14 protein-coding genes, 1 pseudogene and 2 CRISPR repeat arrays are annotated in these 14,885 nt (G+C 43.7%); of the genes and pseudogenes, 11 read left to right on the forward strand and 4 right to left on the reverse strand.

The features are described 5' to 3' along the window. The first annotated feature begins 182 nt into the window (after positions 1-182). Positions 183-618: a CRISPR direct-repeat array (repeat unit 32 nt; unit sequence GTCGCACTCTATACGAGTGCGTGGATAGAAAC). Positions 619-1,044: 426 nt separating this feature from the next. From cmr1 to H509_RS25000, 8 genes and pseudogenes are all read left to right on the forward strand, one after another. Further along, positions 1,045-2,634, forward strand: coding sequence for a type III-B CRISPR module RAMP protein Cmr1 (cmr1, locus tag H509_RS0111640; RefSeq protein WP_028545245.1), 1,590 nt, complete (start codon positions 1,045-1,047; stop codon positions 2,632-2,634). Then, positions 2,634-4,451, forward strand: coding sequence for a type III-B CRISPR-associated protein Cas10/Cmr2 (gene cas10 / locus H509_RS0111645; protein WP_028545246.1), 1,818 nt, complete (start codon positions 2,634-2,636; stop codon positions 4,449-4,451). Before cmr1 ends, cas10 begins: the two co-directional genes overlap by 1 nt. Further along, positions 4,429-5,793 (forward strand): type III-B CRISPR module-associated protein Cmr3, encoded by a 1,365-nt coding sequence (gene cmr3, locus H509_RS0111650; protein WP_028545247.1) that lies wholly within the window; start codon positions 4,429-4,431, stop codon positions 5,791-5,793. Before cas10 ends, cmr3 begins: the two co-directional genes overlap by 23 nt. Positions 5,794-5,828: 35 nt before the next feature. Then, entirely contained in the window at positions 5,829-6,776 is a 948-nt protein-coding gene (cmr4, locus tag H509_RS0111655; protein ID WP_036696969.1) for a type III-B CRISPR module RAMP protein Cmr4, read from the forward strand. Continuing rightward, positions 6,776-7,159 carry a type III-B CRISPR module-associated protein Cmr5 gene (gene cmr5, locus H509_RS0111660; RefSeq protein WP_028545249.1) on the forward strand — a complete coding sequence of 128 codons (384 nt, stop codon included), beginning with the start codon at positions 6,776-6,778 and terminating at the stop codon, positions 7,157-7,159. The genes cmr4 and cmr5 overlap by 1 nt, the downstream gene beginning before the upstream one ends. Beyond that, the gene (gene cmr6, locus H509_RS24995) at positions 7,156-8,034 is read left to right on the forward strand and encodes a type III-B CRISPR module RAMP protein Cmr6 (protein WP_051286968.1); all 879 of its coding nucleotides are present in this window, start codon (positions 7,156-7,158) and stop codon (positions 8,032-8,034) included. The genes cmr5 and cmr6 overlap by 4 nt, the downstream gene beginning before the upstream one ends. Next, complete coding sequence (locus H509_RS0111670; RefSeq protein WP_036696971.1) at positions 8,031-8,936, forward strand: DUF6602 domain-containing protein; 906 nt, start codon at positions 8,031-8,033, stop codon at positions 8,934-8,936. The genes cmr6 and H509_RS0111670 overlap by 4 nt, the downstream gene beginning before the upstream one ends. A gap of 189 nt (positions 8,937-9,125) precedes the next feature. Continuing rightward, a CRISPR array of direct repeats spans positions 9,126-9,835; the repeat unit is 32 nt; unit sequence GTCGCACTCTATACGAGTGCGTGGATAGAAAC. Positions 9,836-9,900: 65 nt separating this feature from the next. Then, positions 9,901-10,086: pseudogene (locus tag H509_RS25000) on the forward strand (IS200/IS605 family transposase); the annotation flags it as partial. A gap of 579 nt (positions 10,087-10,665) precedes the next feature. On the opposite strand, the gene H509_RS0111680 reads toward H509_RS25000, so the two are convergent. The 3 genes from H509_RS0111680 to H509_RS0111690 all read right to left on the reverse strand — a co-directional run bounded on the left by H509_RS0111680 (position 10,666) and on the right by H509_RS0111690 (position 12,167). Further along, entirely contained in the window at positions 10,666-10,995 is a 330-nt protein-coding gene (locus tag H509_RS0111680; RefSeq protein ID WP_028545251.1) for a DUF3139 domain-containing protein, read from the reverse strand. A gap of 105 nt (positions 10,996-11,100) precedes the next feature. Further along, positions 11,101-11,571 (reverse strand): hypothetical protein, encoded by a 471-nt coding sequence (locus tag H509_RS25005; protein WP_051286970.1) that lies wholly within the window; start codon positions 11,569-11,571, stop codon positions 11,101-11,103. Between the two features lie 329 nt (positions 11,572-11,900). Then, positions 11,901-12,167, reverse strand: a complete 267-nt coding sequence (locus tag H509_RS0111690; protein WP_028545253.1) for a hypothetical protein — start codon at positions 12,165-12,167, stop codon at positions 11,901-11,903. Between the two features lie 106 nt (positions 12,168-12,273). Here H509_RS0111690 and H509_RS28755 point away from each other — a divergent pair, with 106 nt between their 5' ends. After that, entirely contained in the window at positions 12,274-12,408 is a 135-nt protein-coding gene (locus H509_RS28755; RefSeq protein WP_169450897.1) for a Spo0E family sporulation regulatory protein-aspartic acid phosphatase, read from the forward strand. 79 nt (positions 12,409-12,487) lie between these two features. On the opposite strand, the gene H509_RS0111700 is transcribed toward H509_RS28755, so the two are convergent. After that, positions 12,488-12,997, reverse strand: a complete 510-nt coding sequence (locus tag H509_RS0111700) for a hypothetical protein (RefSeq protein ID WP_028545254.1) — start codon at positions 12,995-12,997, stop codon at positions 12,488-12,490. Positions 12,998-13,237: 240 nt separating this feature from the next. Between H509_RS0111700 and H509_RS0111705 the strand changes: the two genes are divergently transcribed. Beyond that, positions 13,238-14,311 carry a hypothetical protein gene (locus H509_RS0111705; RefSeq protein ID WP_028545255.1) on the forward strand — a complete coding sequence of 358 codons (1,074 nt, stop codon included), beginning with the start codon at positions 13,238-13,240 and terminating at the stop codon, positions 14,309-14,311. A 24-nt stretch (positions 14,312-14,335) separates the two neighbouring features. Further along, positions 14,336-14,821, forward strand: a complete 486-nt coding sequence (locus tag H509_RS0111710; protein WP_028545256.1) for a hypothetical protein — start codon at positions 14,336-14,338, stop codon at positions 14,819-14,821. Positions 14,822-14,885: the final 64 nt, after the last annotated feature.

The following is a 14,885-nucleotide window of genomic DNA, read 5'->3' on the forward strand; positions in this document are numbered from 1 at the left end:
GATAGGAGGGTTTGGTGCGAACCCCAGGTGCACATGAAATCCCCGGGAGATCCGCACCTCTTGCTGCACAAGGGATTCCGGCATTTTGTCAGTTGATTGTCAGTGAAGTTTGCCCTGTATTTTGGAGACCCGCACTTTTGGGGCTGGGAGCCCTAGTGGGACAAGGGCTTTTTGTACCCGCAGTCGCACTCTATACGAGTGCGTGGATAGAAACTGAGCTGAAGCATGCATCAAACAGTTATCGAGAGTCGCACTCTATACGAGTGCGTGGATAGAAACTGGAGCTGACTGGGATAATCCCACCGGATTTAACAGGGTCGCACTCTATACGAGTGCGTGGATAGAAACATTTCGTCCTCCTATATAGTTATACAGAAGTTAGGTCGCACTCTATACGAGTGCGTGGATAGAAACTTTATCTTCAATATCAAAGTACGCTATAACATCGTAAGTCGCACTCTATACGAGTGCGTGGATAGAAACCCCATATGCTGCCTTCCTCTGGATACAAGGTTCGGTCGCACTCTATACGAGTGCGTGGATAGAAACGTGTTCCTGATTGTAAGTTGAGCAGATGCAATGTCCTGTCGCACTCTACACGAGCGCATGAATTGCAACTTCAAATGGCTACTGCAAGCAACAATGATGGATCACATCTTATCAACACGAATTCCCTTTTAAAAGAATCAAATTAACCCTGTTAGCCACAAACATAGGTCGTATCCTTTAACGGAACCGGCCTATTTTGCTTTGGAAATGTCTGTCTGCGAGCGGAAAATGATAAACAAATCCTAAATAGAATCAAGATGATGCTTTTGCAAATTGGGAATTAATGATCTATTTTGTCGTTACATTTAAATTTAACTTTAATGGATTAATTTTGATTAAATAGAAATATTCATATGTTATTTGAATACATGATCTGATATGATAGGTATAGTGAATAGTTCAAAAGACTTACATTCTAGTACGTTCATTGCCTTATTTTTTCGATTCAGGTCGATTAATGACTGATCCAATAATGTCCATGAAGAGGTGAAACTAATGTCAGAGCAACAATCAGCTCCTATTATTCGCCTGACAGAGGTACAGGCTAGAATCGGTAAGATTCAACAGTCTTATGCTAGTATTCCGAATAAAGAGTGTAATGATTGTAAAAAGTGCGAAAGGTGTAAAAATACACGTACACAGGAGTATCAGATTGAACTGATTACGCCGATGTTTGGTGATACGAGTCTGATAGAACATCAGAAAGAGGTCGTGCCTGTCCGTAGTGCGGCAATCCGCGGTCATTTACGTTTTTGGTGGAGGGCTACTCGAGGGGCTGCGTATACGAGTGTTTATGATTTGCGTGAGCGCGAAGTGGCTATCTTTGGTGATACAACTACGCCTAGCCGTGTGAAAATAAGTATAGAAATGGACGATAAGGCGGAGAAGTTGGATGCAATATCTGCCAAGAGATTACTTCCGTATGTATTATTCCCTTTAAGGGAGACTGATACACCTTCATCATCGCAGCTTCTCCAGCCGTTCTCATTCCGGTTGTACATTCAATATTCCCTACCACGTAACTCTCATGAATTAACCATAGTACAATTAAAAGAAGAAGTAGAAGCGGCGTTATCTGCCTGGATCCATTTTGGTGGGCTAGGGGGCCGAACGAGACGTGGCTGTGGCAGTCTATACTGTAAGGAATTTTCGATAAAGCGTATGGGCAATGGCCATGTACAGCTACAAAATTGGTATTCGGCTTGGATGACCAAACATAAGCTGCAACTACTGCCACGAGGAGAATATCGGCAATGGCCAACTTTATGTAATGAAATTTATAGCCAAGTTCCGAGCGCAGCACACGTCAAGGAACCGAAAATAGCATGGAAAGACATTATTTTGGTTTATCAGCTTTTCCGTCAACAGCGTAACAAATGGAAACAAGATGATTCTGAAACCTGTAAATTCGCACGCTCGTTATGGCCAGAGGCTGATTCGATTCGTCAAATTACAGGTATGGCGGTGGAGAAACATAGTAAAATTTGTCCTGGAGATAAAATAAGAGGCAGGTACGCGTTTCCACGAGCGCAATTAGGATTGCCAATTATATTTAAGTTTAAGTCAGAAGATTGTAAAGCGAAATATCCTCTACGCGAACCGTACAACACAGAGCTTGCACCAGTAGGCAAGACACGTTTGGCGTCACCTCTTATTTTAAAACCTATTGCAATAGATAATAAAAAGGCTATTGGTGCCATAGTGCTGTTGAATCATAAACCATTATCTGCACTCCAGCTTCAAACAAGAGAGAAGTATGCTCTCCATGAGGTGGAAAACAAGCTGAAACATACCTCTATATCACATCACCATATTTATCCGAACTTAACGTATTCCAGAAGTCCGATGAAAGCGGAAAATGAAACGGCTACTACATGCGCTATTGCTGCCTTCCTTTCAAGTGTTTTCATTAAAAATTGGATGGATGGTAAACAGAACAATCATGAGATGCGTACCTATAATTCATCTCCCTCTAATAAGCAAGGCAGAACACCATCACCCTACCAACACAATAATCAGCAGCAAAATCGTTCTATGAAACCGAATTCGCACCATAGAAGCAACAAGTCGAAAGGAGAACGTTGATGGAACAGTTGACAAAACGGTATATCATCCAGTGCACGATTGGACCTGTACAGCAATTTATTGCGCAGGCGAGAAAGACACGGGACCTTTGGTTTGGATCGTATTTGTTGTCTGAATTGGCACGTGAAGCAGCGCTTACGTTGCATAACTTAAACAGCGAGTTGATATTTCCTGCTGCTGCTCAGTTGGAGGATGACGTGCAGAGTACGGCTACCAAGGTAGGCCACATCTCCAATAAAGTAGTAGCTGTTATTCATACAAACGATCCGCGTGAGGTTGCACTTACTGTTCGAAAAGCTGTTAATGATAAATGGCGGAACTATGCTCATCAAGTACGCGAAAAGCTAGATGACAGCGTTCATGAGGAAATGTGGCAGCGCCAAGTAAAGGATCTGCTTGAGTTCTACGCGGTTTGGACGGCATATCCTGAAGGTGCTGATTACAGTGTTTTACGTAAGCGTACAGAGGAATTGATGGCTGCTCGCAAAACGTTAAGAGACTTTCGTGCGAATGAGCCTATTCGGATATTCGGAGATGAGTTATCTACACTGGACAGTAGAAGAGAATCTGTACTTCATCAGGAAAAGTATGCTCAGGTTGCACGTTATGGAATCAAGTCAAACGAAACACTGGATGCCATCTCGCTTGTGAAGCGAATGTCGCGTTACGTCATGCAAGAGCGAGAATTCAAGTCGGTTTGTGACGTTGCATTTGAACCGTATCAGCCCCTTCTTTCTACACCAAAATGGAAAGATGCACTTCATGAATACGGCACCGTATTAAACCAGTGGTCGAATGAACTTGATTTGAGCATGATGAAGCGCAAGGGCTGGGATAGTCATTTATTTTATGACAATCGGATTGCGGAGTGGGTGGATGAGAATCTTACAAAGCAAGTCGCGGCAAGCCAAAAAGAACACATAACGGCTAGTATACGACAAGGATTGGAACAATTTTATACGAGGGTGAAGCTGCGGCCGCCTTCCTATTATGCCTTTCTTATGTGTGATGGAGACCGTATAGGGAGACGCTTGAGCAGCTTGCGTACGATTGAAGAGCATCAGCACTTTAGTGAGAGTCTTTCCCATTTTGCCAAACAGGTCGAACATATCGTGCGAAAGCATCAAGGGCAACTTGTATATAGTGGCGGGGATGACGTTATGGCTTATTTGCCAATGACATCCTGCTTAGAAGCGGTAGCGGATTTGCAGCAGGTGTTCCAGCATACGTTGGCACAAGCTTTTCCGCAAAGCCTGGATACAGGAGATTTGCCCACTAGCTCGGTGGGGATTGCAATAGTACATATGATCGAACCGCTGGGGGAAGCACGTCGTCTTGCACTCGCCGCAGAGAAACAGTCCAAGCAGAATCGGAACGCATTGACGATTCATTTCCAGAAGCGAAGTGGTGGAGATCAGTTGCAATTCACCGATTCATTTGTACACAACCCGATTGCGGGTTTGAAAAAGATGCAGGATTTATACGAGCAGGGTATGTTTTCAGCCCGTTTTGCCTACGAATTGAGATCACTTTATCTGGAGTATGAAGCTATGCTGGCGCAAAGCCGCGATCAATCGATTTATGGGGGACAGCTTGATCTCCTATTACGACAAGAAGTTCTGAGGCTGGCGCGTAAAAAAAGGGCTCCAGGCTGGGACACGGAACAGGTGGAGTCGGCATTAGAGCCATTACTAGCACGCATTCAGGGTGAGAATAAAGAAGCGTTAGAACAGCTCCGCCAATTTGCAGAGCAGTATATTATGGCCATTACATGGATGAAAGAGGGTAGCGTAGTTGAAGAAGACGTTGCGTATTGAGCCGCTTGATCCTTTGTTAATACGAGACGGACGTCCATTTAACAGGACGCCTGGAGTAGTGGCGAGAAGTACATCTACCATTGCACCAAGCGTAGTGGCTGGAACATTGCGGACCGCGATGTATAAACATATACAGTCATCTTGTTCGCCATCCGTTTCTAAGGACCAAATCGAGTGTATTCGAAAATCGATTACAAAATCCGTAGTGCGTGGACCGCTGCACAGCATGTATGGTGAAGTATATTATCCATTTCCACAGGATGTGGATGTATCAGAAGTAGATAGGAAAATTAAGGTTCATTTTAGACGGCCACGGACTCACCTGAATGAGGATGAGGGCTTTCTTGGCACGGATACGAATAGTCGTTATACGGGTCAGTTGTTGCCCGTGCTGCATGCAGCCACTGATAAACCTTGGCCTAAGAAACCAGCTTTTGTCTCCGCATCATGGATGACCCGTTGGTTGGCAGATGAGTTAACGGAAAGCGATTGGGAGACCGCTTTGCAGGAATGGAGCGCAGCCTGCAAGGATCGTTCTACAGCGCTTGAAACTTGGAATGAAGCACAGGTGTCGGCTCCGTACTTTCTGGCAGCATTCGAGCATGAACTGCGGACGCACACAGCGATAGATGAACAGACTTATGGTGCAAAGGACGAGCATTTATTTGGCACCGAGATGCTAGTATTACCTGAGGGATTAAGCTTGCTGGCGGAGTGCGATTTGTCAAATGTTAGACAGGAGTGGCCAGAAGGTTCATTGGCGACGATTCATTCGATGGGGGGAAAGAAACGACTGGTTCATATCCAGGAGTCGTTATCTACACAAGTCTGGAATTGCCCTGCGGACCTGAGTGAAAAAATGGCAGAAATGTCGGCAGATAGACAATGTGACAGAACGGAGCAATTGGGGAACGGAGAGGGAGACCCAGGCGCTTTACGCTTGGAGCGCGATGGGTGTTATGTTCGTATGGTTTTGGCTACGCCCGCTTATTTTGCGAAAGGCTGGTTGCCCAGATGGGTGAATACGGAAACGTTGCTGACCGAAAGGGCGGGGTGGCTCGAAAATGTTTCTATGAAACTAGTATGGGCTTGCCTATCAGACTGGCAACCTGTATCGGGATGGAGTTATACGGAGAACAAAAGTAAGGCGTTACGTCGGATGGTGCCAGCAGGCAGTGTCTATTTCTTTCAAGTGATGGAAGGTGAGCCATCGGATTTGCTTAAGCGGGGATGGCTGCGGTCAGTATCGGATGCCAACCGTCGCAAAGGAGCATTTGACAAAGAGGATGGTTTTGGACTTGCCATGTGGGGATTGTGGCGTCCGAATTGTGCAGAAAAGTAATTACACCATTTTATGAAATCATTGGAGGTTTGGACATGAGCGGGACGTGCAATTTGTACTTTATTCATTGCCTTACACCTTTACATATCGGAGCGGGTGAAGGCGCAGGAATTATTGATATGCCTATTATAAGAGAAAAATTAACAGGATGGCCCTTTGTGCCTGGTTCTAGTGTAAAGGGGGTCCAGCGTGATTATTTTCGCCATCACTCATCTGGGCAAGCAGATCAAGAATGGCTGGAAACTTTATTTGGGAGCGATCTGCAACAAAGCAAGGAAGCAGCGGATACTGTGGCTGGGGCGATCGCGCTGTCAGATGCGCGTATGCTTGCTTTTCCGGTTGCCAGCAGCGTCGGAACTTTTGCATATGTCAGCTGTCCGCTTGCTATAAAGCGACTGTTACGGGATATGGGGGCGGCTAACCTGTCGCTACTGCCCGAACTTGACTGGGTGAACATCGTATCTGTACTTGAAAAAGAGGATCGTGCGCTAGTCGGCTTTAAGGATGCGGTTATCCTCCATCATAACCCCCGTCAAGCAGCGCAAGTTACCGTCGAGCTGGACGAGTTTCAATGCCAGGCAGAAGTTGACGCTGCTCTAGGGTTGTGGGTGGATCAACTGGCGGCTTATCTTTTTGGAGATGAATTTTCAAAACAAATGTTTAGAGAACGCTTTGTGCTGCTTCCTGATGAAGCGTTTCAATATATGGTGAAAAACTGTTGTGAAATTATACCACGTATTCGTCTTCAGGAAGAGACGAAAACAACGGTACGTGGAGCACTTTGGAGTGAGGAGTATATACCCTCGGAAGCTGTATTATACGGATTAACTTGGTGTGACCATACAGGGACTTCACAGCAGGCTAGAGCAGCACGCCAATTTGTAAACCGATTGTCTCAAGCGGAGCAGGTGGTGCAGATGGGTGCAAATGCTAGCGTGGGGAAAGGCAGAGTCCGTTTCCGCGTTGTGGGAGGTGGCGAATAATGAAATCAGTGCAGCACGATTATGCAACAACTGCGCTACGTCATATCCATATGATCGAAGCAAAATGTAGTGCAGCCGATCGTCAGCAGTACGGCAGCTTATGTCATCGTTTTCCGGCTATGGTGCAATTAAACGGTTTGCGTCTAACGGTAGCTTTTTTATCTATTCAAAAAGGGATGAGAAGAACCTTCTTGGACCATATCAATGAAGCGATCCAGGATTTCAACCTCGAGCCTGATAGTTTGCCAGCTACTACGCAGGAATATCGTGTACTGACGCACAAAGTGCTTGAGGCTTCTGTCTGGTACAAGCGGTATGCAGAAGCGGTGTTGGGGATTAGCCCTGAGGACGTGTTGGATGAACAGACGGAGGCGGGACTATGAACGCCTATTTGGCCTTGACTAAGCACTTAGCCAGTTATCCGAAATCTAAGCTGGAACAGGCGGTAACTAAACCTGCATCCCGACAAACATTTTACACCAACTACTTAAACGCATATTACGCCAGTTGGCTGAACAAGGATGAACACAAAACGTTGCAGCATAAATGGTACGATGCTTTTTTTGAGTTGCATTATAGTCGATTATCTCAAATGGCGGGTGAACATCTTTCTAATCGCATTTTAAGAGGGCGGTCTCCGCTGGTGACCGGTCAGGGACAGCCGTCAGTGTTAGAGACGCATTTGGCGTTACATCCGACTTATGGTATTCCGTACATTACGGGGACAGCGCTAAAAGGCATTTCAGCTCATTATTGTCATCGATATTTGGGAGAAGAAGATGAACACTTCCGTGTGGGTGGAGCTTACTATGAGCGTCTATACGGTACAGTTGGACAGATGGGAAGTATTTGTTACCATGATGCGTGGGTGACCCCTGCTACAGTCTCGAAAGCACTTTCCCTGGATGTGTTAACTCCACATCATAAGGATTATAACCAAATTGTGCTGCGTCAAGCTGCTGATTTGGCATCCGTGGATATGGCAGAGCGGGATCACCCCCTTCAAGCGTATCGAACGGCAGTAGAGAAAGTGGCACCGCATGATGATGATACCCCTGTACCCGTTCATTTTGTTAGTGTCCAAGCGGATTTCAAGCTTTTGCTCACTAGCTCTATACAAGGTGCTGAAGGGATGGAGTGGCTGCAAATTGCTGCCGAAATACTGGCTGCTGCGGTACAGCACGAGGGTGTTGGTGGAAAAACGAATGCGGGATATGGAAAAATGGTGCTAGAAGTATGTAAGGAGGGAATAGCATGAGTCAGCAGAAAGAAGGACCCGATAACGGCGTGCTGATTAAGTTGGTAGACAATTACAAGCAGATGGAGCGTAACCTTGTAGGAGAGTTAAATTTTAGAGTGCAACACCAATTAACTTTAGGTAGCTTTCGGGAAGATGTCTGGAAAGAAATGTTTGAACAGATGATTCCGCGCAAATTTTCTATCGAACAGTCTGTTTTTATTATTGATTCTACGGGACGAGTTTCTAAAGAGGTTGATCTTGCTATTTTTGACGAGCAGTATACGCCTTATATTTTTCGATATGGTCGCATGAAATATATTCCCATTGAAGCGGTGGCAGTGGTTGTTCAGTGTAAAAGTACCAATGTGGTTGAAGAGAAGTTAGAGGAATGGACCGACAGTATCGATAAGCTAAATACGGTTTCCAAGTCTATCGTCCGAATGGCCTCGGATGTAGTATGTACAGGGTTTGAAGCAAAACTGGAAGCAGTTGAAAGTCAGGCCAGTGCAACAACAGGCAAGCCTTCAACACAGACGGCCACCCGACCTATTAAAATATTGTGCAGCACAACGTCGGCTGTTACTCAAGTGAAGGGGTTATTTGATATCCTTATTCACCCTAAAGGGGAACAACTGCGAATCGTATTACCTAATGAAGCTGAAAGCTTGGATTGGTGGTATGAGCAATTAAATCATTACGGGGCAGCACATAAAGGGATATCCATTAAAAAGGCTGACGAAGCATTAACAAAGGTCAAACTATCTGATTATCGTGTTGCTGTACCAGAGGATTGTCACAGTGAGGTGTCTCTTTTATCCTTAACGTTTCAACTTAACCAACTACTTATGTTGATAAACAATCCGATCTTGTTCCCGCATTTGGCTTATGTGGGTTTGTTTCAGGGAGCCATTAAGGAGTAGAGACGAGGTGGGGAGATGATGGTGCGGACCCCAGGTGCACATGAAATCACTGGGGGACCCGCACCTCTTGCTGCATAAGGGATTTCGGCATTTTGTCAGTTGATTGTCAGTGAAGTTTGCGTTATATTTTGGAGACTCGCACTTTTGGGGCTGGGAGCCCTAGTGGGACAAGGGCTTTTTGTACCCGCAGTCGCACTCTATACGAGTGCGTGGATAGAAACCTTAGCGGATACTCGTAAACTAGAGGGTAAATCAAGGTCGCACTCTATACGAGTGCGTGGATAGAAACTTTCGATCCCACATATCCATGAATTGATCTATTTTTTTGGTCGCACTCTATACGAGTGCGTGGATAGAAACATCCTCTTTTGTTGCGTCTCTAACATACTTGGCAGTCGCACTCTATACGAGTGCGTGGATAGAAACTTTGTGGACTCCAGAGAACGTATCAATGACGTTTGGGGTCGCACTCTATACGAGTGCGTGGATAGAAACGGTATCAAAAATACATATAGCCCCGCATTAGTCGTGTCGCACTCTATACGAGTGCGTGGATAGAAACATATTACAACACATAGGGCGAACACAACGAATGAGGTAGGTCGCACTCTATACGAGTGCGTGGATAGAAACTACTAACGTTTCAGCACCCATGACTCCGTATTTCGTCGCACTCTATACGAGTGCGTGGATAGAAACTCCATAATTCGGCGCTGATTCCCGATGTATTCCGTGTCGCACTCTATACGAGTGCGTGGATAGAAACTTTACGAGCAGCACCCGCTCCAAAAGTCATGACAGTCGCACTCTATACGAGTGCGTGGATATAAACACGGCCAAAACGTTCCAAATACTTTTTAGAAGGGAGTCGCACTCTATACGAGTGCGTGGATAGAAACAACAGTTGCAGAAGCTGCTTTAACTTCTGCCCACGCCGTCGCACTCTATACGAGTGGATGTCCAATTAAAGTATAAGTACGGGAATCGGAAATTTTGGGTAGAAGGATATTACGTGAGTACAGTGGGTTTGAATGAAGCAACTGTAGCAAAGTACATTCGAGAGCAAGAAGCACATGATCAAGCAATAGATAAGCTGAGTGTAAAAGAGTATGAGGATCCATTCAGTGGTAAAAGTAGCAAAAAGAAATAAACCAGTTTAACTGGTAAGTGGAAGTGACAAATAACACTGAGCCTGAACAGATTTGCTGTCAGGCTAGCGTCTTTAGGCGCAGTTTGGCAACAGGGGGGTATACCCCAAGTGCAAACCACCCGTTTGACGTGTGGTTCTGATTTTTGTCTCGTTAAAATTTATTTTCGAGGTTTTGTAGAAACACATGCTACACTAGCCGCGAGGAGCGGCACAAGGGATAGAAAAAAAGGCGGGCGATTAGGGGGAGGATCGCCCGCCTATAGAAGGAGGTAGGCTAATTTAATGTAGTGATAAAACATCAAAATGTAAGTACTGATCTGAATCATTCATATTTTCAAGGTGACTAAATTCAGTAAACAAGAAATGAAAAGCTGCCGATCATTAGGCAGCTTTTTTATGAGTTAGCCGAGAACACTCGTGATTTTAATCATGAGATGAATCGGTTTCGGACAAGGACAGGCTTTTGCCTGTTCAATTGTCCGACATATGTTATCCTATGATTGAGGTGGATACCTCTCCATCTATGAGGTATATATTAAAAGACGAGCTACAAAAGAATAAGATAAGCCTTACCATGTTCTAATTAAAAGGCTCATAGTGCTTAAAGGGAACACCTGACTCAGACTCAGGTACGCCGGGGATCAGTTGTCTCCACTTTCCAGTGCCATGATCCGTATATATGTATATGACACTTGGTTCATCGCTAAAAATAACTTGGACGGAATACTTTGGAGCTTTTGCGATTTTCCCTGTTAAACTATTGATATCAGATTCTTTATAGTTTTTTTCAGTCATGAGATAAGATTTAAGGCTGTGTTCCATACTATTGACCTTGATTAAGTAGTAGGAGTATATTCCACCCACGAGTATTAATATAATGCAGGCTGACCAGATCAATGCTTTTTTCATCTGTGCCCCTCCTTCTCATGTCCATTATACATTAAACGTTCAAGACCATCTTAAAGCACAAAACCGCCTTATCTGCTTTCTTAGATAAGGCGGTTAGCCGTAGTATTAATGAGTAGCTGTGAAAGATGTAATGCGTGCGAAATATTGGTCATAGGTAAAGTTTAATGGATACACAAGACTGTACGTATTTGGGCCTACGTTTTTTCCAGTAACATCTACGCTGCCCCCAAAATAAAAGGCTTGCCATATAAATTTAGAGCAATAGTTCGGATTGAGTGTGCCTAGCTTATCAAGTATACTAATCGAATATTCGGTGGCTCTCCAGTAATTTTGCTCAGCCCACTTTGCTGCTTTTGTATAGTCAAAGTAACGAGCTCTGTAAACTGCTATCTTCTCACCTGCGTTATGTCTTCCCATGTACGTTTCAATAGTATCATTGATCCCACCGCCGTTTGCGTCACTAACGGGAGTTACATGATAAATTCGATAATCTGAGCCGACAATACCTACATGCCCGACAACAGCTGCTGAACCATAAAGGGACTTGTTTGAATATAGCACGTCTCCAACTACCATTTTAGTATTCGTGCCCGGATATGTAGGAGTAATTTCTGCTGGAATTAAAGCTGCAATTTACTGAACTCAGGAGATTTTATATCATCCATATATAACTATATTATTCATATTAATAACATTCAACGAACGTTATATAAAGTTTGTATAAAATTATCAACCTCGGGCTAGAACTTCCATAGTTTCGCTTAGTTCGTGGACAAATGTGGAAATAACCAGTCGCCGGTACAATACCGACAACTGGCTTGCTTAAACTTGTAAGGTGTTTTGATCCCTGTCTCACAGACGGGGGTCAGTCCCTAATTAAGATAGGGGTCTTTCTTTACCTATCACTATTCCACGAGTAGTGATATCCAAATGAATAGCACATACGCCAAAGTAACCACTCCAATTACACTCAAGGGAATTAGCCATAGTAAATGTGTTTTAAACGGTTGAAGTCTATACAATAACTTTTTATTAGTAGGTAGCAACTCATAACGCATGTTCTCTATCATTTTTTCAAACTTCTCTTCTTCGACATGTTGGAGTTCGTCCCAAAGTTGTGCGTAACTAGCCTTATATTCATCTAAAGTTGAACTATCTTTTAAAAGAGCCATTCATACCACCATCCCGACTTCGTAGTCCCAATCACAAATCGCCCATTATCCCCTCTGGATTATTATACCACATTTATACATCGGATAACGAAAGGTGGACAGTCGCGTGAAAGAAAAGATCGAGGACGTTCGATCCCTGCTCAACGTGTCGTATAAAGAAGGCACTAGCTTGACCGATGGTAGAATGCTAAAGCTAAGTCAGCTCCTTGATAAAATTCTAATATTGGGGGTGGCTGTGTAGATCGTCCGTCTAGGGCTATCCTAGCGCCTCTCACAACGTCCCTAAGCCTATGCGAGTTAGTAGAAAGGGAAAAAGCCAGCTATTCGCTGGCTCCTTTGAGAAAGTCGTAGTAATTTGGACCACATATGAGTACGCTCTCGAAGTAAAGATATTTTTTTTCGTCTTCTTGGATAGATGGCAGTAGCTCCTTGAACCAATCCTCATGAATATCGTTCTCGTTGAACACACTGGGTCGCCAAAAAGCGATACCAATGTCGGCAAATACATAGGAGTATCCAGTTGCCGAATCGCAATCTCGTAAGTATTTTGATGTGGAATCTATTTTTTCGATTAATTCAGGTGCTTTGGTGGCAAACACATCGTATTTGTCCCAAAGGAATTTCACTTGTGTTGCTCCGTTGTGTATTTCACAAGAAATTAGTGTCCCATCCTCAGCATACTCCGTCTTGAAAAGACCCTCAAAGATTCGATTTATGGAGTCATCATACTTGGCTGAATACGCTTGTATGCATACGTTTACCTCTTCTTTTGTCATTCCAAGTTCTATCGTACCAATAGAATGACCGGGCCTAATAATTATATTGTCCATCCGTACACCTCTCCTAGTCTTATTGTAAATTATGATCTCATTCTACCAGAAGCAGGAACGCGAACAAGCACGAAAATAAATCGGGTATTACCGCAATTTCATTGCGTGACCGCTGCGCGAACCCTTGCGCGAACACAGGGTAAATGTTACCTAAATACTACCAATGATAATATAAATAGTATACAGTAGTGAGCTACCATTGTTGATGATTTGAAAAATATGGATAGAGGTGGTATCGCAATGAAGAAAAGGTTTTTGCTATTTTTGGTTTTGTTGTTGACCCTAGTCACAATCGTTCCGACCGCGTTTGCAGAGAACGGGGAAACATCCTTCCCTACCCTAGAAGTAATTGCTTCCGAAGTTGGAACAAGCCATGAGTTAATCGATGCTAAGGAAATTGATAGTCATCCAGACGTGAAGGCATTTATAATTGATAAGGGGTACTCGCAAGAACTTCAAAATGGAAACTTGTCCAATATAGAGCTGGCTGCAAGATTTAACATCCAAGCAAGGGCTGTCGAAGGTCTTAGCGCAGATAGAGTCAATGAATTGGTGCAGAAGTATAACCTTGATGAAAGACAGCCTGTAGTAATGAATTACGAGCAGCACTTTTTTGTAGAACGCGATTCACAGAATCTTGTTAGTAATGTGTGGTCACTAAACTATATAACCTCTGATGCTGGCATTACTGTGTCATTGATCAATGTAGGTACTGATTCAATCGACAGTATCGCGGGTACACTTAAAAAGTACGAAATTAGTAAAGCCACATGGTCGCAGACATTAACTTCTAGCTTTAACAAAACTTCTGTAAACTCCGGGATAGTACACAACTGGATCACTCCCAAAAATAAAGTATCCGATTATTTTGGATACAACATTACCCTAAAAGAAGATGGAAGTATGTACCAGTACAACCTTGCTGATCGCAAATACCAACGATACAACTTTCAATGCGGCATCTATAAAAATATGGAGCCACTTGGCGGTGAGAGACACCATATCGTTTCTAAGAAGGCTTTAACAGACGCAGGCTATAACGCCGACACGGCCGCAGCACTCCGAATGATTTTTAGAGATCATGAAAAAACTCCGAACTGGGGAAATTCAGCAGCTTCGAAAGTTTATCAGGCTGAGGAATTAAGATTGTTAAAGGCTAAGAAGTTTACAGAGTTATTAACTATGGAAGCAGCTTCTTTCAGGAGCCTACCAGACGGCGAGGTTCCTGCTAGATTCAGCAATCTGGAACAAAAATATTATCCTGAATTACTTGTCACGTTGGATATCGCAGATAGATACTTTGGAAACAACTAGATTATTGCTTTAAGGAGGCCCTAAATGGACGATATACTTATTAAGCCTGCGGATTCAATCGGTACTATACGATTAGGTATGACGCAAGCGGAAGTATTAGAGTGTATCCAAGAATATAAGTCCAAGTACCCTATGGGGGAAGGAAATGAATATTATTTTGATCAAGCTTTTAAACTCGAATATGGCCCCGACGAAAAGGTTTCAGGGATCACCATAGACAGGGAACTAAGACATAATCTTAACTGCATGTGCTTTGGGATTAACATATTTACAATTAGAGCTGAAGAAGTGGGCTTAATAATAGATCAAGTGGCAAAGTATGATCGAGAAAAGGCTAAGCATGGATTTTTATATGAATATCCTGAGTTGGGACTTTCATTCTGGAGATCGAACGTATTCACCGAAGCCGATATGCAAAAGGAATGGTTTTTAGCTAAAAGACCAGAAGAGCAAGCGGACGACCTTTTATACATGTATTTTGAAAGTGTAAGGGTGTATTGTCCTGAATGAAAAGAAAGAGGCCAAGCAGTCGAAGGACAGACGCTTGGCCTCTTCTTAATGTAAATATAGTCAT

This window comes from Paenibacillus taiwanensis DSM 18679 (genome assembly GCF_000425125.1).
Lineage (GTDB): Bacteria > Bacillota > Bacilli > Paenibacillales > Paenibacillaceae > Paenibacillus_B > Paenibacillus_B taiwanensis.

Bases quoted from the DNA above. Each gene is read 5' to 3' on its own strand.
- cmr1 (WP_028545245.1), top strand. From the start codon at position 1,045: ATGTCAGAGCAACAATCAGCTCCTATTATTCGCCTGACAGAGGTACAG.
- cas10 (WP_028545246.1), top strand. From the start codon at position 2,634: ATGGAACAGTTGACAAAACGGTATATCATCCAGTGCACGATTGGACCT.
- cmr4 (WP_036696969.1), top strand. From the start codon at position 5,829: ATGAGCGGGACGTGCAATTTGTACTTTATTCATTGCCTTACACCTTTA.
- cmr5 (WP_028545249.1), top strand. From the start codon at position 6,776: ATGAAATCAGTGCAGCACGATTATGCAACAACTGCGCTACGTCATATC.
- cmr6 (WP_051286968.1), top strand. From the start codon at position 7,156: ATGAACGCCTATTTGGCCTTGACTAAGCACTTAGCCAGTTATCCGAAA.
- H509_RS0111670 (WP_036696971.1), top strand. From the start codon at position 8,031: ATGAGTCAGCAGAAAGAAGGACCCGATAACGGCGTGCTGATTAAGTTG.
- H509_RS0111680 (WP_028545251.1), bottom strand. From the start codon at position 10,995: ATGAAAAAAGCATTGATCTGGTCAGCCTGCATTATATTAATACTCGTG.
- H509_RS25005 (WP_051286970.1), bottom strand. From the start codon at position 11,571: ATGGTAGTTGGAGACGTGCTATATTCAAACAAGTCCCTTTATGGTTCA.
- H509_RS0111690 (WP_028545253.1), bottom strand. From the start codon at position 12,167: ATGGCTCTTTTAAAAGATAGTTCAACTTTAGATGAATATAAGGCTAGT.
- H509_RS0111700 (WP_028545254.1), bottom strand. From the start codon at position 12,997: ATGGACAATATAATTATTAGGCCCGGTCATTCTATTGGTACGATAGAA.
- H509_RS0111705 (WP_028545255.1), top strand. From the start codon at position 13,238: ATGAAGAAAAGGTTTTTGCTATTTTTGGTTTTGTTGTTGACCCTAGTC.
- H509_RS0111710 (WP_028545256.1), top strand. From the start codon at position 14,336: ATGGACGATATACTTATTAAGCCTGCGGATTCAATCGGTACTATACGA.